The 23,358-nt window shown below is 62.5% G+C and carries 23 protein-coding genes; 9 read left to right on the forward strand and 14 right to left on the reverse strand.

Annotation, left to right across the window (positions count from 1 at the left end; translation table 11 throughout):
• Positions 1-66 precede the first annotated feature (66 nt).
• Both ACFSOZ_RS28335 and ACFSOZ_RS28340 read right to left on the reverse strand, forming a co-directional pair.
• On the reverse strand, positions 67-1,893 hold the full coding sequence (locus ACFSOZ_RS28335; protein WP_379103445.1) for an ABC transporter ATP-binding protein/permease: 1,827 nt from the start codon (positions 1,891-1,893) through the stop codon (positions 67-69).
• Positions 1,894-2,026: 133 nt separating this feature from the next.
• Complete coding sequence (locus ACFSOZ_RS28340) at positions 2,027-2,815, reverse strand: class I SAM-dependent methyltransferase (protein WP_379103446.1); 789 nt, start codon at positions 2,813-2,815, stop codon at positions 2,027-2,029.
• Positions 2,816-2,953: 138 nt separating this feature from the next.
• Here ACFSOZ_RS28340 and gloB point away from each other — a divergent pair, with 138 nt between their 5' ends.
• Complete coding sequence (gene gloB, locus ACFSOZ_RS28345) at positions 2,954-3,721, forward strand: hydroxyacylglutathione hydrolase (RefSeq protein ID WP_379103448.1); 768 nt, start codon at positions 2,954-2,956, stop codon at positions 3,719-3,721.
• Positions 3,722-3,737: 16 nt separating this feature from the next.
• Positions 3,738-4,166: a cupin domain-containing protein gene (locus tag ACFSOZ_RS28350; protein ID WP_379103450.1), complete on the forward strand. Its 429-nt coding sequence runs from the start codon at positions 3,738-3,740 to the stop codon at positions 4,164-4,166.
• Here ACFSOZ_RS28350 and ACFSOZ_RS28355 read toward each other — a convergent pair.
• From ACFSOZ_RS28355 to ACFSOZ_RS28365, 3 genes are read right to left on the reverse strand one after another with little or no spacing between them, the layout of a single operon-like run.
• Positions 4,163-4,837, reverse strand: a complete 675-nt coding sequence (locus ACFSOZ_RS28355; RefSeq protein WP_379103452.1) for a lysoplasmalogenase — start codon at positions 4,835-4,837, stop codon at positions 4,163-4,165. The genes ACFSOZ_RS28350 and ACFSOZ_RS28355 overlap by 4 nt on opposite strands.
• The gene (yddG, locus tag ACFSOZ_RS28360; RefSeq protein WP_379103454.1) at positions 4,834-5,727 is read right to left on the reverse strand and encodes an aromatic amino acid exporter YddG; all 894 of its coding nucleotides are present in this window, start codon (positions 5,725-5,727) and stop codon (positions 4,834-4,836) included. The genes ACFSOZ_RS28355 and yddG overlap by 4 nt, the downstream gene beginning before the upstream one ends.
• 39 nt (positions 5,728-5,766) lie before the next feature.
• Positions 5,767-6,555 carry a DUF3108 domain-containing protein gene (locus ACFSOZ_RS28365; RefSeq protein WP_379103456.1) on the reverse strand — a complete coding sequence of 263 codons (789 nt, stop codon included), beginning with the start codon at positions 6,553-6,555 and terminating at the stop codon, positions 5,767-5,769.
• A gap of 257 nt (positions 6,556-6,812) precedes the next feature.
• Here ACFSOZ_RS28365 and rpmB point away from each other — a divergent pair, with 257 nt between their 5' ends.
• The 3 genes from rpmB to ACFSOZ_RS28380 all read left to right on the forward strand — a co-directional run bounded on the left by rpmB (position 6,813) and on the right by ACFSOZ_RS28380 (position 8,696).
• Complete coding sequence (gene rpmB, locus ACFSOZ_RS28370; RefSeq protein ID WP_379103458.1) at positions 6,813-7,109, forward strand: 50S ribosomal protein L28; 297 nt, start codon at positions 6,813-6,815, stop codon at positions 7,107-7,109.
• A 139-nt stretch (positions 7,110-7,248) separates the two neighbouring features.
• Positions 7,249-7,929: a queuosine precursor transporter gene (locus tag ACFSOZ_RS28375; protein WP_379103459.1), complete on the forward strand. Its 681-nt coding sequence runs from the start codon at positions 7,249-7,251 to the stop codon at positions 7,927-7,929.
• Between the two features lie 86 nt (positions 7,930-8,015).
• Positions 8,016-8,696: a spermidine synthase family protein gene (locus ACFSOZ_RS28380; protein ID WP_379103461.1), complete on the forward strand. Its 681-nt coding sequence runs from the start codon at positions 8,016-8,018 to the stop codon at positions 8,694-8,696.
• A gap of 24 nt (positions 8,697-8,720) precedes the next feature.
• Here ACFSOZ_RS28380 and ACFSOZ_RS28385 read toward each other — a convergent pair whose 3' ends face one another.
• The 7 genes from ACFSOZ_RS28385 to ACFSOZ_RS28415 form a co-directional block, all read right to left on the reverse strand.
• Positions 8,721-9,206 carry an SRPBCC family protein gene (locus ACFSOZ_RS28385; protein ID WP_379103463.1) on the reverse strand — a complete coding sequence of 162 codons (486 nt, stop codon included), beginning with the start codon at positions 9,204-9,206 and terminating at the stop codon, positions 8,721-8,723.
• Complete coding sequence (locus ACFSOZ_RS28390; RefSeq protein WP_379103496.1) at positions 9,203-9,496, reverse strand: ArsR/SmtB family transcription factor; 294 nt, start codon at positions 9,494-9,496, stop codon at positions 9,203-9,205. Before ACFSOZ_RS28390 ends, ACFSOZ_RS28385 begins: the two co-directional genes overlap by 4 nt.
• A gap of 369 nt (positions 9,497-9,865) precedes the next feature.
• A complete protein-coding gene (locus tag ACFSOZ_RS28395; RefSeq protein ID WP_379103465.1) occupies positions 9,866-11,020 on the reverse strand; it encodes an adenylate/guanylate cyclase domain-containing protein in 1,155 nt (384 codons plus the stop codon).
• Between the two features lie 314 nt (positions 11,021-11,334).
• The gene (locus ACFSOZ_RS28400) at positions 11,335-12,363 is read right to left on the reverse strand and encodes an esterase-like activity of phytase family protein (protein WP_379103467.1); all 1,029 of its coding nucleotides are present in this window, start codon (positions 12,361-12,363) and stop codon (positions 11,335-11,337) included.
• Positions 12,360-14,258 carry a cobaltochelatase subunit CobT gene (gene cobT / locus ACFSOZ_RS28405; RefSeq protein WP_379103469.1) on the reverse strand — a complete coding sequence of 633 codons (1,899 nt, stop codon included), beginning with the start codon at positions 14,256-14,258 and terminating at the stop codon, positions 12,360-12,362. The genes ACFSOZ_RS28400 and cobT overlap by 4 nt, the downstream gene beginning before the upstream one ends.
• A gap of 11 nt (positions 14,259-14,269) precedes the next feature.
• Positions 14,270-15,256, reverse strand: a complete 987-nt coding sequence (gene cobS / locus ACFSOZ_RS28410; RefSeq protein ID WP_379103471.1) for a cobaltochelatase subunit CobS — start codon at positions 15,254-15,256, stop codon at positions 14,270-14,272.
• 123 nt (positions 15,257-15,379) lie between these two features.
• Entirely contained in the window at positions 15,380-16,009 is a 630-nt protein-coding gene (locus tag ACFSOZ_RS28415) for a J domain-containing protein (RefSeq protein WP_111544302.1), read from the reverse strand.
• A 180-nt stretch (positions 16,010-16,189) separates the two neighbouring features.
• Here ACFSOZ_RS28415 and ACFSOZ_RS28420 point away from each other — a divergent pair, with 180 nt between their 5' ends.
• Positions 16,190-16,492 carry a BolA family protein gene (locus ACFSOZ_RS28420; RefSeq protein WP_379103473.1) on the forward strand — a complete coding sequence of 101 codons (303 nt, stop codon included), beginning with the start codon at positions 16,190-16,192 and terminating at the stop codon, positions 16,490-16,492.
• 26 nt (positions 16,493-16,518) lie between these two features.
• On the opposite strand, the gene ACFSOZ_RS28425 is transcribed toward ACFSOZ_RS28420, so the two are convergent.
• Positions 16,519-18,072, reverse strand: coding sequence for an acetolactate synthase large subunit (locus ACFSOZ_RS28425; RefSeq protein ID WP_379103476.1), 1,554 nt, complete (start codon positions 18,070-18,072; stop codon positions 16,519-16,521).
• 125 nt (positions 18,073-18,197) lie between these two features.
• Positions 18,198-19,004 carry an alpha/beta hydrolase gene (locus ACFSOZ_RS28430; protein ID WP_379103478.1) on the reverse strand — a complete coding sequence of 269 codons (807 nt, stop codon included), beginning with the start codon at positions 19,002-19,004 and terminating at the stop codon, positions 18,198-18,200.
• A gap of 451 nt (positions 19,005-19,455) precedes the next feature.
• Between ACFSOZ_RS28430 and ACFSOZ_RS28435 the strand changes: the two genes are divergently transcribed.
• The 3 genes from ACFSOZ_RS28435 to ACFSOZ_RS28445 all read left to right on the forward strand — a co-directional run.
• A complete protein-coding gene (locus ACFSOZ_RS28435) occupies positions 19,456-21,405 on the forward strand; it encodes a PrkA family serine protein kinase (RefSeq protein ID WP_379103481.1) in 1,950 nt (649 codons plus the stop codon).
• An 18-nt stretch (positions 21,406-21,423) separates the two neighbouring features.
• Positions 21,424-22,737 carry a YeaH/YhbH family protein gene (locus tag ACFSOZ_RS28440; protein WP_379103483.1) on the forward strand — a complete coding sequence of 438 codons (1,314 nt, stop codon included), beginning with the start codon at positions 21,424-21,426 and terminating at the stop codon, positions 22,735-22,737.
• A gap of 9 nt (positions 22,738-22,746) precedes the next feature.
• Positions 22,747-23,358, forward strand: a 612-nt coding sequence (locus ACFSOZ_RS28445; protein ID WP_379103485.1) for a SpoVR family protein, incomplete at its 3' end; no start/stop codon positions are given.

The raw sequence follows: 23,358 nt of genomic DNA on the forward strand, positions 1-23,358 counted from the left end.
CTCCGGGGAAGCTTCCCTCGCGATCACGGCAAAATAAAGCTGGAGCCCGTAGCCCGGGAAAACAGCCTACTTCTTGCGGCGGGCGCCAGCTGGCGGCGGGTCGATGGCGCCGGCCCTGACCCGGACAGGTTTCAGGGCCGGTGCATCGGCATCCTTGACGATCGTCAACGCGCGCGGAAAGAAATGATTGTTGTGCTGGCCGCGTCCGATGTTGAGGAACGCGGTCCCGGGCAAACGCTTCTCCAGCATCGACAGCACGCGCCGCAACGAGGGTCCGTCGAACGCGTCCATGGCTTCGTCGATGATCACCCATTTCGGCTGCCGCAAGGCGAGCCTGGCAAAGGCCAGCGAACGCTGTTCGTCATCGGCCAGCTCATGCTCCCAGCGCGCGCTTCGGTCGAGTGAGGATGACAGCCGTCCAAGCCCGACCTCGTCAAGCACCGCCGAAATGTCGGCGTCATTCGCCGGCGCAGTTCCGTTCGGGTGATCGAGAACCTCGCGCAACGTACCGGCCGGGAAATACGGGACGCGCGGCACGAATATGGGGGTCTCTCCCGCCGGCAGGCCGATCCGTCCGCTCCCCCATGGCCACAGGCCGGCAATGGCGCGGAAGAACAACGTCTTGCCGGCGCCCGGGTCGCCGGTGATCATGACGCGCTCGCCGGGGCGGATTTCGACATGCTGGTCGGCGAGCCTGGTGCAGCCGTCCCGCGAGGCTACTTCGAGCTTCTCGAAAGTCAGGCTGCCATTGGCGTTTTCGCCGAAGGCAATGCGCCTTTCCTTGTCGTGCAGCAAATCGGTTTCATCGAGCGCGATGCGGAAGTCGGCGACGCGCATCAGCGTGGCGCGCCAGTCGGCAATGCCGCCGATGTTGTTGATGAACCAGCGCAGGGAAGAGTGGACCTGGTTGAAGGCGCCGACCGCCATCATCAGCCCGCCAAAGCTGATATCGCCCGAGAAATAGACCGGCGAAGCGACCAGGATGGGTGCCACGACGGTGATCCAGCCATAGGTGTCGGTCACCCAGGACAGGTTGATCTGGGCGCTGTAGATGCGCCGCATGGCGCCCAGCACCGTATCAAGATCGAGCCCGAGCCGTCGCCTGGCGTCGGCCTCGCCATGGTACAGCGCAATGGCATCGACATTCTCGTTGACGCGCACCATCGACGAGCGCAACTCCGCTTCCCGCGTGTAGCGGTCGCTGTTGAGGCGGATGAGTGGCCGTCCGACCAGCCAGCTCAGCCATGAGGCGGTGCCGGCATAAAGGATGGCGGCCCAGACCATGTAGCCCGGTATGGCCAGCGAGGTGCCGCCGATATTAAACACGAAGCCCGAAGACAACTGCCACAACACGCCGACGAAGGACACCAGCAGGATGCATGACTGCAGCAACCCGACGCCGAGATCGGTCGACAGGTCCGACAGATGGGCGGCATCCTGCTGCATGCGCTGATCGGGATTGACACCGATGGCGCCGGCATTGGCCAGCCGGAAGGCGCGCGCCGGCCGCATCCATTGGTCGATCAGATCCACCGTCAACGCCTCGCGCAGCTTCAGCCTGATCATCTGGTTGAGCCAGGTCTGGCCGATATTGAGCACTAGAAGCCCGCCGGCGATTGCCGCAAAGACGAGAAGCTGGTGCAGGAAGGCGGCCATGTCACGGCGCGCAAGCGCATCGTAGAAAGGCTGATTCCAGCGGTTGAGCATGACCTGGCCGATCGACGTCGCGATGATGACGGCCATGATGCCGACCGACATCCAGAGCAGTGTCTTGCGAACCGGCGATCCTCTCAGCGCCTGCCTGATCGTCGCCACCTGATCGCGCAGGCTGCTGGCTTCGACCGCCACGGCAACCGGCTGAACGGTGACGGCATTGTACGGTTGGTCAGCCATACCCGAGGTCCTTGCGTTCAATGACAGTGCTGACACCGGATGGAGAGACTTGAAGGCATCCGTCGTTCAAATGGGTCGCGAGCCCACTTGCGACAGATAGGTAGGGAAAAGACCCTGGACGTTCTTGCCGCGATCACGAAGCCGTCACCCGTGCAGCCGATGGCCTGGCATCCGAGGCCTCACTCTGACGGCCGAGCCGGGTGGCGCCATGTGGCGATAGCACCGGCACGAAGACGCGGCGCGAGGCGCGCTGGACGACCGGCACGCCTTGATAGAGCCGTTTCTGCGCCTCGACGACGATGACACCGGAAAAGATCGGCCAAAGCCGCCGGCCGACGCGCTCCAGCACATTGTGGAAGCGCATCATGAAGCGCCGCCGCGACGGTGGGAAGAACAGCGCGTCGGACCAGGACGCAGGCGTGAAATTCGTCTCGCGCAGCAGTTCCGTGAGCTGGCCGCGCGAGAAAGGCCGGCCATTGCCGAATGGCGTATGCTCGAAGCGCGCCCAGACGCCGCGCCGGTTGGGCACGACGATGACGACGCGCCCCGCCGGCGACAGCACCCGCCAGATCTCGTTCAGCGTTTCACGCGGATTTTCGACATGCTCGAGCGAATGGACGAGCAGCATGCGGTCGATGCAGGAATCGACCAGCGGCAGTTCCTCGTCGAAGACCAATGCCGTCGCCGTCGGCCCCGTCGCCGGCCACACCACGGCGCCTTGTGTTGCCGGCATGAAGGCGAAGACCCGCTCGGCATCGGTGCCGAAGCGCTCCAGCCACGGCAAGGTGTAGCCGAGGCCAACCAGCCGCTCGTTGGGTACGGCAGCCCATATCGATGACAACGCCATGGTGATCGAGCGCTCGGCGAACCGGCCGAGCGTTGTCGAATAGAAGGAGCGAAGATCGACGATGTCGGAATGCATGCGAGGGATGTAGCCGTGATATCGGCGGGTTTCAACAAAAGGCCTCGATGAGCCTGACATTCCGGGACGTTGTTGAACATCCCGGGATGACATCGGCGCGCCGTCGCCCTATGTCTGCGGCGACAACGGAGAGATGCGATGCCGGTCGAAATCGAACAATTCATGTGCCGCAGCGACAATTTCGGCGTGCTGGTACATGACCCCAAAAGCGGCCAGACCGCGATCATCGACGCGCCCGAAGAAGCGCCGATCCTGGCCGCGCTCAAGCGCACCGGCTGGACCCCGACGATGATCCTGACCACGCATCACCATGTCGATCACGTCGAGGCCAATCTGGCGCTGAAGGAGCGCTTCAAGCTGCGCATCGTCGGCCCGGAAGCGGAAAAGGCGAAGATTCCCGGCATCGACGAAACCGTCGAAGAGGGTTCCGTCATTCATCTCGGCGATGAGCGGATCGAGGTGATCGCCACACCCGGCCACACCGCCGGCCACGTCTCCTACTACTTGCCGTCATCGAAGGTGGCGTTCACCGCCGACACGCTGTTTGCGCTGGGTTGCGGGCGGCTGTTCGAATGCAAGCCGCCGGTGATGTACGAGTCGCTGAAGAAGCTTGCAGCGCTTCCCGCCGCCACAACAATCCATTGCGGCCACGAATACACGCTCTCCAACGCCCGTTTCGCGCTGACCGTCGACCCGACCAATTCGGCGTTGAAGGAACGCGCCGCCAGGATCGAGGCGCTGCGGGCCGACAACAAGCCGACGCTGCCGACGACGATCGGCGAGGAACTGTCGACCAATCCGTTCCTGCGCTGGCACGATCCGGCAATCCGCAAACATCTTGGGCTGGAGAAAGCTTCGGACGCCGAGGTGTTCGCCGAAATCCGCAAGCGCAAGGACAATTTCTAAGCAAGGCCCAGAACCCATGACCAGCGCAGCCGAAATCATCGCGATCCTCGGTCTGAAGCCGCATCCGGAAGGCGGCTGGTATGCGGAGACGTTTCGCGATGGCGCCGGCGGCGCGCGCGGCCACTCAACCGCGATCTATTTCCTGCTCGAGCAGCACCAGGTATCGGCCTGGCATCGGGTCAGGGACGCGACCGAGGTCTGGCACTTCCATGCCGGGGCCCCGCTGGCCTTGTCGATGAGTGAGGAAGATGGCGCCGTGTTCGAGCAGGTGCTCGGCATCGAGCTGGCGGCGGGCGAGCGGCCGCAGATCGTCGTGCCGGCAGGCTGGTGGCAATCGGCGCGCAGCCTGGGCGAATGGACGCTGGTCGGTTGCACCGTCGCACCGGGCTTTGAATTTGCCACCTTCGAGTTGGCCGAGCCGGGCTGGCAGCCGAAACAATCCTAATTCAGCAAGAACCCAAGGGTAATCGCCAGCTGGGCGGCGTAGTAGAGAACCCAGACCGAAAACCGCATCCAGACGCGGTGCGGCGAGATGGCGGCCACTAGGAATTTTTCTGCGGCGAGCAACCCGTCCGATGCCATGAACAGCAGCGCACCGCCGACAATCGAGACGCTGCTTGTCGTCAGCGCCGAAACGCCCATGGCCAGGATGGCCGCGATATAGGCGACGATCGGGACGCGCAGGCCGGGACCGACACGCCGCCAGAGCGCCACCAGCATGACGAGCGCGAACACGGCCATGGCCAGCGCAATCGCCCCACGCCACGATTCGGCGCCAAGCAGTTCCAGGCCGCCACCGCTGCGCAGGAACAGCGCGACATAGACGATGTGGGCGACGAGAAAACTGGCGAGCCCGCCGAGAAAGGCCTTTTCGCCGTCGCGCGAAAGGAAGGCGTCGCCAACGGCACTGAGCGTGAGCGCGGCGACCAGCAGCAGCGGGCCGCCTTGCAGCGCCGCCAGCACGGCAAGCATTGCCACGGCAAGCGTCTTTGCCGCTGAACGGGCGAGCGTCGGCGGCATGCCAAGCGTGAAAGCGTAGATCACCGCCGCCACCAGCGAAAAGATCAGCGTCGCATTGGAGTTGGCGTCGATGCCGCCTGGAAACGGCATCGTCATGCCTTGGCTCCGCTTTCGGTAACGGCCGGCTTGCGCAAGAACAGCGACTTTGCCGCCAGTGCCGCCCCGCCGGTGATCAGCACGCAGGCGGCCAGGATGCGCAGCGACGGCTCGGCAACGCCCGCCGCGATCAGCACCAGCGTCGACAAAAGCGGCGCGGCATAGCTTGCCGCGCCGAGCACCTGGATGTTGCCGCGCTTGACGCCGATGTCCCAGGCGTAGAAAGCCGCCCCGACCGGCATCAGGCCAAGCCCGAGCACGGCCAGCCATTGGCTGGCACCCTCAGGCAGCACCGTTTGTTCCAGCGCCAGGTGGCAGGCGAGCGACAGCACCGCGGTGGCGGCGCAGAACCAGGTGACGATGCTGGTCGGCACCGACGGGAAGCGCCGCGACAAAAGCGAATAGGACGACCACAGCACCGCGCAGACGGCCGCCATGGCATAGCCGAAGGCGTAACGGGCGTCGAAGGCGAGGCCGCCGCCCTTGGTGACAATCAGCACGGTGCCGGCAAGGCCGAGCAGCGCGCCGACGACATGGTTCCAGGCCAGGCGCTCGCCCGGCATCAGCGCCGAACCAAGCACGATCAGCAGCGGCCACAGATAGGCGATCAGGCTCGCCTCCACCGCCGGCGCATTGCGCAGCGCGGTGAAATAGAAGAAGTGGTAGCCGAACAGCCCGGCAATGCCGATCAGCCAGACCTGCGGCGGTATCTTCTGGCTCTTGTCGGCGGCCGGCATGAACAGCCGCGCGACAAGCCCAACCCCGGTGCCGATCGAGAAGGTGATCGCCGACAGCAGAAACGGCGGGACTTTTCCGGATGCATCCGTGAGCAGCGCCAGCAGCGCCCACATGGCGACCGCAGAAAAGCCGATGAGTGTTGCGCGCCCCATTCTGTCTCCAGTGGCGCCCATTCTGTCCCAGTGGCGCGCCTATTGTATCGCTTCGAAACGCCTGGCGCTGATGGTCAATGTGCCGATCTGCGTTCCGACCGTGGCGTGGACCGGCGCATATACGCCGGTTTGGCCGAGCGGCGCAAACGTCACCATCATGCGGCTGCGGTTCTTCAGATAGTTGAGCGCCTTGCGGCCCTTGCGGTAGCCCGCCACCGGCTCGAAACCCATCCGGCAGGTGATCGTATCGCCCTTGTAGCCCGGCACCGAGATCGTGCCTTTCGAAGCGTAGCTCAGCGTCAGATCGGCGCGCATCTCGCCGTCGTAAAACTTCACCTTGCGGCCGCAGACCTGGTCGAGACTGTCGGCATGGATGACGGTGGCGGCCATCGGATCGAGTACCGATGCCAGGTCGCTGGCGCCAAGCGGCACCCAGCTCTTGGGATCGCGCTTGTCCGGCGCCGGAATAACCTGCGTCGAGGTAACCGTGCCATTGGCAAAGCGGATATCGACCACCGAAGCCTTCTTGCCGGAGGTGTAATCGGCACGGAACGCTTGTGGCACCATCTTCTTGCCCGAAATCGTGCCCTTGGACGAGACCGTGCCCTGCGTATCGTCGAACAGCTTGGCGAGACCGGCAGCGCTGACGCTGCCTTCGATCGCGTAGGCGCCGTTCTCATAGTGGCTGGAAAACGTTGATTTCGCTATGGAAAGACCAAGGAACGACACCGTGTACTCGCCCTTGAACGACTGCGGCGAGGCCGCTGTGGCGGCGGACGGCAAGGCAATGGCAAGCACGGCGGCAAGGGCGTGAGACGAACGAAGCATGGCGGCATCGGGTCCTTGATTTTTGGCCGGAGGCGGGCAACTCCGGGCTGGCATGTCCCTATGAGACCGCTTATAGGATGAATTCCGGCCTTAGTATGAAATGCCGGGCGCGTCCGTAGGCATGCCGGAGCTTGACGCACCAGCGAAATGCAACTATGGAACGCCAACTTTTTCCATAAGGCCGCCTGACCAGAACCGCGCGCCACCCGGCGTGGGAACAAAGGTTTGGCAGACCCCGAGAACTGAAGGTTAGAACAATGTCCCGCACCTGCGAACTCACTGCCAAGGCAGTCATGTCCGGCAACAATGTGAGCCACGCCAACAACAAGACCAAGCGTCGCTTCCTGCCGAACCTCGTCAAAGTGACGCTGATTTCAGAAGCGCTGAACCAGAACGTGCGCCTGCGCATTTCCGCCAACGCGCTGCGTTCGGTCGAACATCGCGGTGGTCTCGATGCCTTCCTGGCCAAGGCCGACGTCGCGGAGCTGTCGCAGCGCGCGCGTCTGCTCAAGAAGCAGATCGCCAAGAAGCTCGCCGACCAGCCGGCTGCTTAACATCGTTCAAAGGCGGGGGACGACCGCCTGAGCATCGGATCGAACCCGCAAGGTTTCGGCAATCCGATGCTCAAATACGAAGCGAGCACCGCCCGAATAGGCATGATGCTCCGCTGGTTCCATTACCCAGGATAAAAAAATGAATTCCTTTTCGCGATACCTGCCATTCGTGGCCGCCATGGCGCTTGTCGTCGTGGCGTCGAACATTCTCGTGCAGTTCCCGATGCAGGGACAGATCGGCGGCCTGTCGCTGGCCGACCTGCTGACCTGGGGTGCCTTCACCTATCCCTTCTCGTTCCTGGTCACCGATCTCGCCAACCGCCGCTACGGGCCTGCCGTGGCACGCAGGATCGTCTTTGTCGGCTTCATGACGGCGGTTGTCTGCTCGATCCTCATCCCGCCCTTCCTGTTCCGCCACGGCCTGATCGAATTCGAGACCGCGGCCGACCGGCTGGTGCGCATCGCGGCGGCGTCCGGTGCGGCGTTCCTCTGCGCGCAATTGCTTGACGTGACCGTGTTCAACCGGCTGCGCCGGCAGAGCTGGTGGCGGGCGCCGATCGTCGGCACGCTGGTCGGGTCGGTGTTCGACACCGCCGTGTTCTTTACCGTCGCCTTCTATGCCGCTTTCGCCTTCGCTGGTCCCAACGACAGTTTCGCGCTCGAAACCGCACCGCTGATGGGCGTCTTCCATGTCGACACCATGCGCTGGATCTCCTGGGCACTTGGCGACCTCAGCGTGAAGCTGATCATTGCCGTTGTGGCGCTCATCCCCTACCGGCTGCTCGCCGCCCGCTGGAGCCAGCCGGCGGTTGCGGTCTAGGCCGTGATCCCGAACCGAAGGACCGCGTCAGCGAAAAGTGGAGTCCGGTTTTCGGATAAGATCACGGCCAAGCAGAGAGTAAGCCCGTGATCCCCTGGGTCCAGCTAGACTCCGCGAAGACACCCGACGGCGCGCAGGAACTGCGCCTCAAGCGGCGCGGTTCCGAATTCTCGATCATGCTCGGCAGCAACGAGCTGATGAACAGCCGCCTCAGCGGCTCCGAGGAAGCGCTGGCAAAACTGTCATGCCAAAGGATTGCCGGCCATCGGCAACCGAGGATCCTGATCGGCGGGCTCGGCATGGGTTTTACGCTGCGCGCCGCACTCGCCGAACTCAGCAATGATGCAGGCATCGTTGTAGCGGAGCTGGTGCCGGCGGTCGTTGCCTGGGCCTGCGGCCCGATGGCGGAGGTGTTTGGCGGCTGCCTCGACGATCCGCGCGTCACCGTTGAGGAGACCGACGTCGGGCAGCTGATACGGTCGGAGCCCACAGCCTGGGACGCCATCCTGCTCGATGTCGACAACGGCCCGGAAGGCATTGTCCACAAGTCCAACGATGCGCTTTACAGCCTGCAGGGCCTCGGAGCCGCACGCACCGCCCTCAGGCCGGGTGGCGTGCTGGCGGTGTGGTCGCAAGGCCCCGACAGCGGCTTCACGCGGCGGCTGAAGCAGGCAGGTTTCGTGGTCGAGGAGGTCAACACGCGCGCCAACGGCAAGCGTGGCGCGCGCCATGTCATCTGGATCGCCACCAACGGCTCACGACCCTGATCGGAAGCCGGACAGCAGATCGGTTTACTTCGACTTCTGGAGTTCCGCCGCAAGGGCTTCCAGCAGCCCACGGGTTCCTTCCTCTCGTCCCTTGGCGGAATCGACACCGTCGAAAAAGGCGCCTTGCTCGGTATAGGTCAGCCGCGTGCCATTGCCCGAGGGCGTCAGCTCGACGGTGGTCAGCGATGCCGACATTGGCTGCGGCCCGATTGCCATCCGGTAGGAAAACACGATGCGCTGATCGGCAACGATGTCCTGGAACTGCGCGTCCAGGCGGACTTCCGGACCACCGGCATAGCTGAATCGCGACACCTCGCCACCGCCGACACGAAAATCGAAGCTGAATTCGGCGATGGCAAAACCATCGCCTTCGACCCGCCAGCGCCGCACCGTCGCCTTGTCGGCGAAGGCATGGAAGACGCGGGTCGGCGACTGCGGATAGGTCCGCTCGATGGTGAATGTTGAGTGGATGACGGAATGCTCGTCTTTCACGGGGGCGACCTGGTTCATCTCTGTTCGTCCTTTTCCTGATCTCGAACTTTCGGGGACAATTGGTCTGTCTCGGCCAGGATCTGGCCAAGACGGTCGAGGTGACGTTCCGCCGGTATGCGGCGTTCGGTGATCCAGTCGGCGAGCGGGGCAAGCCCGCCCGGTTCGATCCGGCAGGTGCGCACCCGCCCGATCTTTTCGCTACGGATCAGCCCGCAGGCTTCCAGCGTCTGCAGATGTTGCAACACGGCGGCGAACGTCATGCCGAATGGCTCCGCCAGCTGGCTGACGGTGGCCGGTCCGCGGCTCAACCTTTCCAGGATCTGGCGGCGGGTGGGCTCGACCAGAGCCCGCAAGATGCTGTCGATCTCGGAATAGTTAAGCATGGACTTGAGTATTTATCCACCAGCATCAATTGTCAAGTCGGGACTAAAGTGTTTTGACAGAGCGTGGCGGCCCACGTCCCGAAAGCGGGAAGGCGGCAGAGACACGAATGAGGAATGATGCGAGAGCGACCGCAGGTCGATGCTGACTATGCTGGCCGGGGGCGGGAAGGTTGTATCCGTTTCACTTGAGCGTCAGGGAGAAGCCACCAGCGCCGAATGAGTCGAAATAGGTCTTGAAGGGCAAACTGTCAGGTGCCGTATCGAGATTCCCGGAACGGCTTGCCTTTGCCAGGCTTAGCTCTGGCTCAGCGTGAAAACATGTTGCTCATGCTCGATATCCCGTAAGCGGTATTTGCCCAGATCGACCAATGGCATGTCGACCTCCCGCGCAATGGTATCCGAAATGAGCACGAGGCGGTCGAGGCTCTTTGCAAGCTCCAACAGGCGACTGGCACGGTTCACCGCAGGACCGATGACTGTAAAGTCAAGCCGGCGGGAGGCGCCCACATTGCCGTACGCGACCTCGCCCATATGCAGGGCGAGACCATGGGTGACAGGCGCTTCGCCACGTTCCCGGCGCTCGGCATTGGCAGTGTCGGTCCTTCGGCCAAGTTCCTGGGCCGCCGCCAGCGCCATGCGGCAAGCTCCTGCTCGATCATGCTCAGCCGTGGTGGGGAAGATGGCCAGCACCGCATCGCCCATGAATTTGAGGATCTCTCCGCCATGGGCTTCCACGACTTCGCCGATGGTCTCGAACCATGAATTCAGGTACCGCAAGACATCCGGGATATCGGTTTGCTCCGACAGAACGGTAAAGCCGCGAAGATCGGCGAACCAAATGGCTGCCTCGATTAATTCCAGACCTCCCCGATCCACCCGGCCCTCGATGATGCGCTGTCCTGCGCGAGGACCGACATAGGTATCGAGCAGGTCGATTGCGATACGGCGCAGAACGTGACGCTCGATATAGGGGCTCAGGATCTTGGACGCCAATTCCAGTCGCTCAAGATGGGTGTCGTCAAACCCTCCAGTATTGTCGGTGGCAAAGGAGATCACTGCAGTTCGCGATTGATCCAGGAACGGGAGCGAATACATCACGTAATCCGTTGCTCCCTCTGACCACAGTTCTTCCAGCAACGGCATGTCCTGAAGGGGCTCGTTGAGCCTTCGGCGGAATGGTCGCGCAGTTTCGTCGACGATGCGCGTCGGACTATTCAGATAGGCGTGAGATGTTGCGGCGGTCGCCCTGTCACTCTTGCGCAAGGACTGGCTTTCATGGGTCCAGATATGTTGCCATCCACTGACCTCGGGGTGCAGGACCTCCAGCGCAAGAGAGGAGCGCGAAAGCGGAACTCCCGATTGGACAATCATGGGGCAGAAACTGGCAAACAGGGTCTTTACGCTGTCCTGTAACGGACGTTCAGCCAGCCATCGTGCGACGTCTTCCATAAACTCTTTCTTTCTCCGCGACCGCAGCGACCCAAGCATCAACCGGAATTTGGTACGTCGAACACTGCCGATTTTACCATAGTGCCCAGCTTCGTTCCGACAGTAATTCAAAAGCTGCATTTCTAACCACATTCAGATTATGGCGACCAATCAATATGCTCGCCATCGCGAGGACAGGGGTCATCGATCCGGAACCAACTGCGAAGGTCCCGGAAGGCACCGCCAGACTGAAACTCATGATTGCAGCGCAGCTTGCCAAAACGGGGTTGGCAAATGGTGCATGCGGCCCGCAGCAGATATCCTCGGCGTCGCGCTCAATCCTGATGCAGGATGAATTCCAGATAGAGGTTGCGCTGCAGGATCGAGTGGTTGTCGTCGGAGACCAGCGACACCATCAGCGCGCCGTCGTCGCGGGTCCAGACGTCGAGCCCTTCCATATTGTCGATCTGGTAGCCCATGTCGGCTTCCAGCAGCACCGGCCCGTCGGCGACGACGCCCTTCTCGACGCTCTCGCCATAGATGCGCCGCAGCCGCATCTTGACGCCCCTGGCCATCGAGAAGCTGCGCTCCAGCAACAGCAGGTCGCCATCCGGCAGGAAGGCGCCGTCGGTGATGTCGAAATCGCCGTTGCGCTTGACGGTGAAGACGCCCTTGTGCGGCCCTTCGATGATGGCGGCATAGATGTTGCCGGCCTTGTCGAGGCTCTTTTCCGACACCACGACCAGCCCGCCCTCATGCTGGCCGTTGGCATTGGCATGGGTAACGGTCTCGAAACCGCGATTCTGGCGCAGTTCCCGAGACGGAACCAGGAAGTCCAGCTGTTTGAACGGCGCCTTCATGTCAGCCGGATCGATCTTGAACTGGGCAACGCGTTGGTTGCGCTCGAAGCCAACGGTGGCGATGCCATCCTTGACCGCGAGGCCTTCGGCGTCGACCTCCCACTTCTTGTCGATCGCCTGGCCCGCTTCGTCGACCATCTGCTGCATGCGGAAATTCTGGATGCCGGACGGCCGCTTGTCGGCGTCGCGGACCACCGTTCCGAAGAACCAGAAGCCGGTGTCGGCAACGCCGATGAAATCGCTGCCGGCTTTGAGAAAACGGAAGGCCGACAGCGCACCGAAATCGCGCGTCGGCGAGGTCATCTCCAGCCCGCCGACGAATTCGAACGGGCCGAACTGTTTGTCGGCGCGGCCAATCTGGAATTCGGTGATCGGGCGAGCAGAGATTTCAACCGGTTCGACCGAGGTCGACCCGGCCGAACCGGCTTGTGCCGAAGCCACGCCGGCAAGCAGGGCGATGGCGGCGAAAAGCGTCTGCTGGAAGCCGCCGCGCGAAAAGATCATCCGGCGCGCCGCATGCCGCCGCGCCGCGTGTCGCGCGCGCTTTCCTCGGCGAACAGCGAAGCCAGTTGCTCGGTCATGGCGCCGGCCAGTTCCTCGGCATCGACGATGGTGACGGCGCGCCTGTAATAGCGGGTGACGTCATGGCCGATGCCGATGGCCAGCAGTTCCACCGGCGAGCGCGTCTCGATCAGTTCGATGACGGCGCGCAGATGGCGCTCGAGATAATTGCCCGGATTGACCGACAGCGTCGAATCGTCGACCGGCGCGCCGTCCGAGATCATCATCAGGATCTTGCGCTGTTCCGGCCGCGCGATCAGCCGGTTGTGCGCCCACAGCAGCGCCTCGCCGTCGATGTTTTCCTTGAGCAGGCCCTCGCGCATCATTAGGCCGAGATTGCGCCGTGCTCGCCGCCACGGATGATCGGCGGATTTGTAGATGATGTGGCGCAAATCGTTGAGCCGGCCCGGGTTCGGCGGCTTGCCGTCCTTCAGCCACTTCTCGCGCGCCTGCCCGCCCTTCCAGGCCCGCGTGGTGAAGCCGAGGATCTCGACCGACACGCCACAGCGCTCCAGCGTCCGCGCCAGGATGTCGGCGCAGGTGGCGGCAACCGTGATCGGCCGGCCGCGCATCGAGCCGGAATTGTCGAGCACCAGCGTCACCACCGTGTCGCGGAATTTGGTGTCGCGTTCCTGCTTGAAGGACAGCGGCTGCATCGGGTCGATGACGACGCGCACCAGCCGCGCCGGGTCGAGGTAACCCTCTTCCAGGTCGAAATCCCAGGACCGGTTCTGCTGCGCCATCAGCCGCCGCTGCAGCCGGTTGGCCAGCCGCCCGACGACGCCGGACAGATTGGCAAGCTGCTTGTCGAGGAAGGCACGCAGCCGGTCGAGCTCTTCCTCTTCGCAAAGCTCCTCGGCCCCCACCGTTTCGTCAAAAGCGGTGGTGAAGACCTTGTAGTCGATTTCCTTCGGCAGATTGGTGAAGGGATTGTCGTTGCGGCGCGCCTCGCCGGGCGTTTCGGCATCCGCATCGTCATCGTCGGACAGATCGTCGGCGGTGGCGTCGGACGCTTCCGTCTCCGCCGACTGCTCGTCGTCGGCGGACGCCTCGGCATCCTCGGACTGCGACTGTTCGGAGCCGGAATCCTCTTCGCCGCCCTCCTCGCTCTGCTCCTCGCCCTGCGGCTGGTTGTCGTCATTGTCCTCGGAGTCTTCGGTCTCCTGGTCGTCGCCGAGTTCCTCGGCCATTTCCATGGAGGCGAGCATCTCGCGCACGACGCGGGCGAAGGCCTGCTGGTCGTCGAGCTTGGCCGAAAGTCCGTCGAGATCGGCGCTCGCCTTTTCCTCGACCCAGGGCCGCCAGAGCTCGACCAGCCGCTCGCCGCTCTTCGGGATCGGCCGGCCGGTCAGCTTCTCGCGCACCATCAGCGCCAGCGCTTCCTCGATCGGCGCGTCGGCTTTGTCCTTCACGTCGACGAGATTGGCCTTGGCGTATTTGTCCTCAAGCATCGAACCGATATTGTCGGCGACGCCTTGCATGGCACGGCTGCCGATCGCCTCGACACGGGCCTGCTCGACCGCATCGTAGACGGCGCGGGCCTGCTTGCCCTCCGGCGCCAGCTTGGTGTGGATGCGCGCGTCGTGACAGGCGCGCTTCAGGGCCATGGAATCGCCGAGGCCGCGAGTGATGGCGATGTCGGTCTTCGACGCCTTCTTCGGAAGCTCGGGCAGCCGCGCCCGGCTGCCGGCAAGTGCCGGCCTGTCCTTGGCGAAGCCGACTTCGAGCTCCTTGTCGCCGGCGATGGCACGCATGCAGACGGTGACGGCGCGCTTGAAGCTGTCGGCTTCAGACCCCGTCTTCGACTTGTTGCGCGTGTTGTCGCCCGGACCCGCCATCGAGACTCTGCTTAGCCCAGCACCACATTGGCAGCTGATTCCGGCAGATCCTCGCCAAAGGCGCGCTGGTAGAACTCGGCGACCACCGAGCGCTCGAGCTCATCGCACTTGTTGAGGAAGGTCAGCCGGAACGCCATTCCGATATTGCCGAAAATCTCGGCATTCTCGGCCCAGGTGATGACAGTACGCGGGCTCATCACGGTCGACAAATCGCCGTTGATGAAGGCCGAGCGCGTCATGTCGGCGACGCGCACCATCTTGTTGACGATGTCCTTGCCCTTGGCATCGCGATAGTGCTTGGCCTTGGCCAGCACGATGTTCACTTCATTGTCGTGCGGCAGGTAGTTCAGCGTGGTGACGATCGACCAGCGGTCCATCTGCGCCTGGTTGATCTGCTGGGTGCCATGATAGAGGCCGGTGGTGTCGCCGAGACCCACCGTGTTGGCGGTCGAGAACAGCCGGAACGCCGGATGCGGACGGATGACCCGGCTCTGGTCGAGCAGCGTCAGCCGGCCCGACGATTCCAGCACGCGCTGGATGACGAACATCACGTCCGGACGGCCGGCGTCATACTCGTCGAAGCACAGCGCGACGTTGTGCTGGTAGGCCCAGGGCAGGATGCCGTCGCGGAATTCGGTGATCTGCAAGCCGTCCTTGACGACGATCGCGTCCTTGCCGACGAGATCGATACGGCTGACATGGCTGTCGAGGTTGACGCGCACGCAAGGCCAGTTGAGGCGGGCGGCGACCTGTTCGATATGGGTCGACTTGCCGGTGCCGTGATAGCCCGACACCATGACGCGGCGGTTGTAGGCAAAGCCCGCAAGGATCGCCATCGTCGTGTTCTTGTCGAACAGATAGTCCGGATCGATGTCGGGCACGTGCTCGCTGGTTACCGAATAGGCCGGCACCACCATCTTGGACTCGAACCCGAATTTCTCCTTCACCGACACCGTCGTGTCGGGCAGGTTGGCGATGTCGCGATCGACCTTGTTCATATCTCTCAACGTCTCCACGGGCGAAAAGCCTGATTTCGCCGGCAATCGATTTTGTCCGGGGGCGGTCTTAGAGCCTTTTCCAACCTTATGAAAGTTGGAAAACGACACGGACCCTATGGTCGCTCAGCACAGGCCCGCCTGTTTGAGCACGCGATAGGCCTGCAGCACATCGCGGAACCGGTCTTCCGAACCTCTGTCGCCACCATTCGCATCCGGATGGTGACGCTTCACCAGTTCCTTATAGCGCGCCTTGATCTCCTTGCCAGTCGCCTTTGTATCAAGGCCAAGCGTTTCCAGCGCCTTGGCCTCAAGCGGCTTGGCCTTGCGCTCGCGCGCCTCGCGCGGATCCTTTGGCCCCTTGAACAGGTCGAATGGGTCGCGCATGCGGTTGTAGTAGCCGGCGCGGCCGGAGCGCATCTGCGCCACGTCGGGCGACGAACGCGTCGAGGCGCCGTTGACGCCCATCTTCCAGGTCGGCCGGTGGCCGGTCATCGCTTCCTTCTGGAAGCGCGCGACCTCGGTGTCCGGCACGCCGGAAAAATAGTTGAAGCCCTTGTTGTACTCGCGCACATGGTCGAAGCAGAAGCGGAAATACTCGCCCTCCTTCATGCGCCCGACCGGCGCACGATGGGTGCCAGCCTCCTTGCAGCCGTCCCACTGGCAGATCGGCGAGTGCGACTTCAGCTCCGCGTCCTTGTCGGGGCGGACGCGAATCTTCTCGAAATATTTGGGATACGGCTTCATCTCACCCATTTATGGGGCGTTCGCAAATGCGAAACAAGAATTGACATTTTCGCGATGATCGCCCTAACCGCTGAATCGCGGCATAAAGCAGGCGAATGGCTGATTTTGTTGCGCGGCAGTGGCTTTTGCGACGACCGAATGCGGTTTGTGGGCTGCTGCGCCAGCCATATGTGGTGAAGGGAGACGGCGATGTCCATACAGGCGACCATGGAAGACAAGCTCAACAAGGCATTTTCGCCGGACCGGCTGGTCATCATCAACGAAAGCCATCTGCATGCCGGGCATCACCATCATGGCTCCGACCATCACGGCGCCTATGACGGCACCGGCGAGACGCATTTTCGCGTCCGCGTCGTCTCTTCCGCCTTTGCCGGCATGAGCCGCATCGACCGCCACCGCGCCGTTAACGAATTGCTTGCCGACGAACTGAAGGCCGGCATGCATGCGCTGGCGATCGAACCGGCGGCTCCCGGCGAAAAGACCCGCTGGTAGGTCGGTCGGTTCCGTCTTCGCCGGGCTCAGAGCACCGCTTCGATGAGAAACGGTCCCGGCCGCGACAGGGCGCTGTCCAGCAGCGCTTCGAAGCGCTCGCAGGTGTCGGCGCGGGCCGCCTCTACACCCATGCCCTTGGCTAGGGAAACCCAGTCCAGCGACGGATGGTCGAGATCGAGCATTCGCCTGGCGTTCTCGCCGATCGCCTCGACACCGACATTGCGCATCTCGCCATGCAGGATCGCATAGGTCCGGTTGGAAAAGACGATCGTGACCACGTCGAGATTTTCCCTGGCCTGCGTCCACAGCCCCTGCACCGTGTACATGCCGCTGCCGTCGGCCTCCAGATTGATCACCTTGCGGCCGGGACAGGCGATCGCTGCTCCGGTCGCCAGCGGAATGCCTTCGCCGATCGATCCGCCTGTGGTCATCATGTAATCGTGCGGCGCGGCAAAGGCCGACAGGGCGAAGAAACGCCGCGCCGAGGTGACCGCCTCGTCGCAGACGATCGCATCGGCCGGCAGCTTGCGCGCCACCGACAGCGCGATCGCATCCTCCGTCAGTCTGCCGCTCGGCTTTGCCTCGTCGGGAAAGGCGGTTGCGAACACCGTCTGCTGTGACGGCTTGATGCCAAGTTCGTCGCGAAGCGCCTCAAGTGCCGCATGCAGATCCTCGCCATGGGCGGCCAGCGTCAGCACCTGGCAACTCTCGCGAACGAGCCGTCCCGGTTTTCCCGGATAGGCGAAGAAGGCGACCGGCTCCCTCGCCCCGACCAGGACCAGAACGTCGATATCCCTGAGCAGTGCCGTCGCCGCATCGATCGGATAGGGGATGCGGGTCGGCGCGACACGCCCACGCCCGCGTTGCATCCGGGCGATCAGGACCTCGCTGAACAGACGGACATCGCTGCCTGTCGAGATCTGCCCGGCGATGGCAAGTGCATCCGCTCTCGCCGCCCGCCCGCGAACGATGATGCCCGCCCGACCCGGAGCGGCACGGATGGCTGCGGCGACCGTGCGCACGGCGTCCATGTCGATGGCCGGCGGCGGCGCCAGCATCACCTTGCCGGGCGAAACGGTGCCGACCTCGCCCCAGGCGGCGTCCGCCGGCAGGATCAGGGTCGCGATGCCGGGAGGCGTCAACGAGGCGCGGAAGGCCGACTCGGTCGCCGGCGCGACATCGTCTGGGCCAGCGATGCGGCGCACCCAGTTCGACATCGGCGCCGCAAGGCTCTCGATATCGCTCGTGAGCGGAGCATCGAGCGGCAGATGATAGGAAGCGTGGTCGCCGACAATGTTGATCATCGGGCTCAGGGCGCGCCGGGCATTGTGCATATTGGCCAGGCCGTTGGCCAAACCCGGACCGGTATGCAGCAGCGTCGCGGCGGGACGATCGGTCATGCGCGCATAGCCATCGGCGGCACCGGTCACCACACCCTCGAACAGGCCGAGCACGCAACGCATCTGCGGTTTCCGGTCAAGCGCTGCAACGAAATGCATTTCGGACGTGCCGGGGTTGGCGAAGCAGACCGTCACGTCATTGGCCAGCAGCACGTCACACAGGACATCGGCGCCGTTCATGAAATTCTCTCCCGCTTGACCATCGAAGAGAGCAATTGCACCGGCAGGCGCCCGCGCAGCAATATCCCGCCAGCACTTTTGATCTGATCCAGTTCCTCTGACCCCTGCCTCGTTGGGGACAGAGATCACCCAACTGTCGATTTCAGGAACGCCAGCGTCGCGGCGGTCAGTGCATCGCCATCCTCGCCGAAATCGCGGTTGATCGACATGTGCGTATAGGCGCTGCCGTCGAACACCGTAACCTTGGTGCCGGTGGCGCGCAGGCGCGCGGCAAAGGCCTTCGACTCCTCGCCACGGCCCGAAGCGCGCGAATAGGCGATAAAGGTCGGCGGATGTTTATGGCCATCGACGTAATTGGCAGGTGACAGCGCAGCCCATTGCGTGGGGTCGGAAAAGACACGCGCATAGGCCCGGACCAAGCCGCCATTCCTGGAAAGTGAGGCAAGGTCATAGGCCCTTGTGTCGTCGAGGATGAGCGCAGCTATGCCAGGCAACCCACCGCGCATGCTGGTCAATGCAATGAGATGGCAGCCGGCCGAATGGCCCATGCCGACAATGCGGTTCGGGTCGCCGCCATGCCGGGCGATGTTGGCGCGCACATAGGCATAGGCCTTTTCGACATCTCCGGCCTGGGTCGCGACATCGGCCTCGGGCAACATGCGATAGTCGATGGAGACGAAGCAGAAGCCGTTGGCGAGCAGGAAGGCCGGCTTGGCGTTGACCTGGCTGCGTTTGCCGAACTGCCAGGCACCACCATGGACGAAAAAGACGACCGGCAGCCCGGTTGCACCATCGGGCGCATAGATGTCGAGCTTGGCCGGCCCGTAATCGAAGGTTTTTGGCGCGGGTTGTCGCGGCCACCAAGCGGCCGATGCTCCCAATGGCAGCATCGCCGCCATGGAGGCCAGAATGAGGCTTCGTCGATCGATCATCATGGTCTCCCGACCGCGTAGACCAACAGTGCCCGCAGGCGCCACGAGCGTCCAGTTAAGGATTGGTAATACCCAGAGGTCTGGCTCGGCGATCGATCATCGATCCGACCGTCGAATGGCACTCGAGCTTTTGGGTGCTCATCCGCTGTAGGCCGGATCAACCGGGCTTCGTCGAACTCGCATCGGGTCGCAACTCTCGCAGCATCAGGCCATATCAAATGCGCTGCCCTTGCAGTTCAGTTCACGAAATCAATATCTACCCCTTGACGGTCTCATCTGGCCATCACCACCTAAGTTTTTGGGCAAGCATTTTAGTCACATGGGTGGTGTCCCGGGTTTCAATGCCAGATGCACGCGCTCTCCTCCATGTGAAGGGAACCACAATGCGTCCCGGCAGTTGAATATATGATGAGCCAGCTGACAGCCAGAACGGCTCTGAGGGCAGAGTATCATGCGCGAGAATGAGTCCGACGTCTTCGATCTGTTTTCGGAGATCTATGCGAACGCGGCCCAGGAAGAAATCAGCCTCCAGCAATATCTCCTTGCTTGCCGAGAGGACAAATCGATGTATGCCTCGGCGCCTGAACGGATGGTCGAGGCAATCGGTGAGCCGAACCTGGTCGACACCAGCAAGGACGAACGGCTCGGCCGCATTTTCTCGAACCGCACCGTTAAGATCTATCCCTCCTTCTCCGACTTCTACGGAATGGAGGAAACGATTGAGCGCATCGCCGGATATTTCCGCTATGCCTCCCAGGGACTCGAGGAGCGCAAGCAGATCCTCTACCTCCTCGGCCCTGTCGGCGGCGGCAAATCCTCTCTGGCCGAACGGCTGAAGAAATTGATGGAGCAGCGCCCGATCTACACGCTGAAGGTCGGGAACCAGATCAGCCCGGTTTTCGAATCGCCACTTGGCCTTTTCCATCCCGATCGCATGGGCGACCTGCTGCAGGATAAATACGGCATAGCCCGACGCCGGCTGAACGGGCTCATCTCGCCATGGGCGGCCAAGCGCCTCGACGAATTGTCCGGTGACATTTCCAAGTTCAGCGTGGTCAAGCTGATGCCCTCGCGATTGCGCCAGATCGGCATCGCCAAGACCGAGCCCGGCGATGAGAACAATCAGGACGTCTCGGCCCTGGTCGGCAAGGTCGACATCCGGCAATTGGAAAATTTCAGCCAGTCCGATCCGGACGCCTATTCCTATAGCGGCGGACTGAACCGGACCACCCAGGGCCTGCTCGAATTCGTGGAAATGTTCAAGGCGCCCATCAAGGTCCTGCATCCGCTGCTGACCGCGACCCAGGAGGGCAGCTACAACGGTACCGAGAATTTCGGCGCCTTTCCCTATCAGGGCATCATCGTGGCCCATTCCAACGAATCGGAATGGCAACAGTTCAAGAACAACAAGAACAACGAGGCCTTTCTCGACCGCATCCTCGTGGTCAAGGTGCCGTATTGCCTGCGGATCACCGAAGAGAGGCAGATTTACGAAAAGCTGCTGCGGGAGAGCGAATTGGCCGCCAGCCCCTGCGCTCCCGAGGTGCTGGACATTCTCAGCCGGTTCACCGTCTCGACCCGCCTGGCCGAGCATGACAATTCGCCACTCTACACCAAGATGCGCGCCTATGACGGCGAGAACCTGAAGGACGTCGACCCCAGGGCGAAGTCGGTTCAGGAATATCGCGACGCCGCCGGCGTCGCCGAAGGCATGACCGGCGTCAGCACACGCTTCGCCTTCAAGATCCTGTCGCAGACATTCAACTACGATACGAAGGAGGTGGCTGCCGATCCGGTGCATCTGATGTACATCCTGGAAGAGGCGATCAAGCGCGAGCAGTTTCCAAAGGAGACGGAAGCAGCCTATCTCGAGTTCATCAAGTCGGAACTGGCAACGCGCTATGCCGAGTTCATCGGTCACGAAATCCAGAAGGCCTATCTGGAATCATACAGCGAATATGGCCAGAACCTCTTCGACCGCTACATCGCCTATGCCGATGCCTGGATTGAGGATCAGGACTACAAGGATCCCGATACCGGACAGGTTCTCAATCGCGAGGTATTGGAGAAGGAATTGTCGCAGGTCGAAAAGCCGGCCGGCATCGCCAATCCCAAGGACTTCCGCAACGAGGTGGTGAAGTTCACGTTGCGCGCGCGCGCAAGAAACCACGACCGCAACCCGTCATGGACCAGTTATGAAAAACTCCGCGAAGTCATCGAGAAGCGGATGTTCGGACAGGTCGAGGATCTCTTGCCGGTGATCAGCTTCGGTTCCAAGCAGGACAGCGTCACGGAAAAACGCCACAATGAATTCGTGCAGCGCATGGTCGAGCGCGGCTACACTCAGCGGCAGGTGCGCCGCCTTGTGGACTGGTACATGCGAGTGAACAAGGCGGGCTGAGAGGGCCCGGGTGGTTCCATGCCGATCTTCATCGACCGCCGCCTGAATCCAAAGGACAAGAGCCTCGGCAATCGCCAGCGCTTTCTGAGGCGTGCGCGCGAGGAACTGAAGCGGAGCCTACGCGATCAGATCCGCACCGGCAGGATCGCCGACGTGGATGCCGAGCACGCCGTGCCCATGCCCGAAAGAGGAACGGCCGAGCCGAGCTTCAACAACGCCAGGAACAGCGGCAGACGCCAGCACATCCTGCCGGGCAACAGGCATTTCTCCCCTGGAGACCTGATTCCCAAGCCCGGCCAGGGCGGCGGCGCGGGAGCGTCGTCCCCGGGAAACACGGCGTCTGAAGACGACTTTCGTTTTGTGCTGTCACGCGAAGAGGTGCTCGATCTTTTTTTCGAGGATCTCGAACTCCCAGATATGGTCAAGCTCAACCTCAAGGAGATCCTTGCCTTCAAGCCGCGCCGGGCTGGCTTCGCCGCTACCGGTTCACCGACCAACATCAATGTTGGGCGCACGATGCGTAACAGCCACGGCCGACGCATTGCGCTGAGGCGCCCTAAGCAGGAGGAGTTGGACGCGATCCTCAAGGAAATCGCCATGCTTGAGGTGGTGGCATCCAGCGAAGCGGCGCGCCAGCGCATTGCGGCATTGCGCGAGGAGCTTGATCGGCTGGAGCGGCGGCGCAGGCGAATCGCCTATGTCGATCCGGTCGACATCCGATTTAACCGCTTCGATTCCCGACCTGTGCCGAACGCCAATGCCGTCATGTTCTGTCTGATGGATGTGTCCGGCTCGATGGGCGAGCGCGAAAAGGATCTGGCCAAGCGCTTCTTCGTGCTCCTGCACCTGTTCTTGAAACGGCGCTACGACCGCATCGAGATCGTCTTCATCCGCCACACGCACCTGGCCCAGGAGGTCGATGAGGAAACATTTTTCTACAACACGCAAAGCGGCGGCACTGTCGTTTCCACCGCGCTGGAGGAAATGCACCGCATTATTGCCGAACGTTACCCCGCCCACGAATGGAACATCTACGCCGCCCAGGCCTCGGACGGCGACAATTTCGCCGGCGATTCCGAGCGATGCATGGCATTGCTCAACGGCAAGCTCATGCGGCTGTGCCAGTATTTTGCCTATGTCGAGATCATTGACGAGCGTGAAGCCCATATCTTCGGCTCGACCGAAAACGGGACATCGCTATGGCGTGCTTATGGCGAAATCGACCTGAGATGGCCGAACTTCCAGATGAGCCGCATCGCCACGCCCGCCGATATCTGCCCGGTCTTTCGCCAGCTCTTCGGCAGACAGCCGGCTCCCCTTAAGCGAGCGTGAGGGGGTTCGATGGCCAGACAAGCCAGTAAATCCAGCCTGCTTTTTTCAGGGTCCGACTGGGATTTCAAAACATTGTCGCGGACCTATGACGCGATCGAGGCAATCGCGGTCGAAGAGCTTCATCTCGATACCTACCCCGTGCAAATGGAGATCATCTCCTCCCAACAGATGCTCGACGCCTATTCGTCGGTCGGCATGCCACTGATGTACCGTCACTGGTCTTTCGGCAAACATTTCCTCCACCAGGACCTGCTGTATCGCAAAGGCGGGCGAGGGCTTGCCTATGAACTGGTCATCAATTCCAATCCCTGCATCGTCTACCTGATGGAGGAAAACACCATGGCCCTGCAGGCCTTGGTGACGGCCCATGCTGCGCTCGGGCACAACCATTTCTTCAAGAACAATCAGTTGTTCAAGCAGTGGACGGACGCTGGGGCGATCCTCAGCTACCTGGACTTCGCCAAGGGCTACATTGTCCGTTGCGAGGAGCGGCACGGCCTCGCCGCGGTCGAGGCTGTTCTCGATTCCGCCCACGCGTTGATGGCGCAGGGTGTGTTCCGCTATCACCGGCCGCCGAAGCTGTCGTCGGTACGGCAGCGCGAAGGGCTTCGCGAGCGCCTC

The sequence above is a fragment of the Mesorhizobium newzealandense genome, assembly GCF_042682145.1.
Classification (GTDB): Bacteria; Pseudomonadota; Alphaproteobacteria; order Rhizobiales; family Rhizobiaceae; genus Mesorhizobium; species Mesorhizobium newzealandense.

Bases quoted from the DNA above. Each gene is read 5' to 3' on its own strand.
- ACFSOZ_RS28335 (WP_379103445.1), bottom strand. From the start codon at position 1,893: ATGGCTGACCAACCGTACAATGCCGTCACCGTTCAGCCGGTTGCCGTG.
- ACFSOZ_RS28340 (WP_379103446.1), bottom strand. From the start codon at position 2,815: ATGCATTCCGACATCGTCGATCTTCGCTCCTTCTATTCGACAACGCTC.
- gloB (WP_379103448.1), top strand. From the start codon at position 2,954: ATGCCGGTCGAAATCGAACAATTCATGTGCCGCAGCGACAATTTCGGC.
- ACFSOZ_RS28350 (WP_379103450.1), top strand. From the start codon at position 3,738: ATGACCAGCGCAGCCGAAATCATCGCGATCCTCGGTCTGAAGCCGCAT.
- ACFSOZ_RS28355 (WP_379103452.1), bottom strand. From the start codon at position 4,837: ATGACGATGCCGTTTCCAGGCGGCATCGACGCCAACTCCAATGCGACG.
- yddG (WP_379103454.1), bottom strand. From the start codon at position 5,727: ATGGGGCGCGCAACACTCATCGGCTTTTCTGCGGTCGCCATGTGGGCG.
- ACFSOZ_RS28365 (WP_379103456.1), bottom strand. From the start codon at position 6,555: ATGCTTCGTTCGTCTCACGCCCTTGCCGCCGTGCTTGCCATTGCCTTG.
- rpmB (WP_379103458.1), top strand. From the start codon at position 6,813: ATGTCCCGCACCTGCGAACTCACTGCCAAGGCAGTCATGTCCGGCAAC.
- ACFSOZ_RS28375 (WP_379103459.1), top strand. From the start codon at position 7,249: ATGAATTCCTTTTCGCGATACCTGCCATTCGTGGCCGCCATGGCGCTT.
- ACFSOZ_RS28385 (WP_379103463.1), bottom strand. From the start codon at position 9,206: ATGAACCAGGTCGCCCCCGTGAAAGACGAGCATTCCGTCATCCACTCA.
- ACFSOZ_RS28395 (WP_379103465.1), bottom strand. From the start codon at position 11,020: ATGGAAGACGTCGCACGATGGCTGGCTGAACGTCCGTTACAGGACAGC.
- ACFSOZ_RS28400 (WP_379103467.1), bottom strand. From the start codon at position 12,363: ATGATCTTTTCGCGCGGCGGCTTCCAGCAGACGCTTTTCGCCGCCATC.
- cobT (WP_379103469.1), bottom strand. From the start codon at position 14,258: ATGGCGGGTCCGGGCGACAACACGCGCAACAAGTCGAAGACGGGGTCT.
- cobS (WP_379103471.1), bottom strand. From the start codon at position 15,256: ATGAACAAGGTCGATCGCGACATCGCCAACCTGCCCGACACGACGGTG.
- ACFSOZ_RS28415 (WP_111544302.1), bottom strand. From the start codon at position 16,009: ATGGGTGAGATGAAGCCGTATCCCAAATATTTCGAGAAGATTCGCGTC.
- ACFSOZ_RS28420 (WP_379103473.1), top strand. From the start codon at position 16,190: ATGTCCATACAGGCGACCATGGAAGACAAGCTCAACAAGGCATTTTCG.
- ACFSOZ_RS28425 (WP_379103476.1), bottom strand. From the start codon at position 18,072: ATGAACGGCGCCGATGTCCTGTGTGACGTGCTGCTGGCCAATGACGTG.
- ACFSOZ_RS28430 (WP_379103478.1), bottom strand. From the start codon at position 19,004: ATGATCGATCGACGAAGCCTCATTCTGGCCTCCATGGCGGCGATGCTG.
- ACFSOZ_RS28435 (WP_379103481.1), top strand. From the start codon at position 19,456: ATGCGCGAGAATGAGTCCGACGTCTTCGATCTGTTTTCGGAGATCTAT.
- ACFSOZ_RS28440 (WP_379103483.1), top strand. From the start codon at position 21,424: ATGCCGATCTTCATCGACCGCCGCCTGAATCCAAAGGACAAGAGCCTC.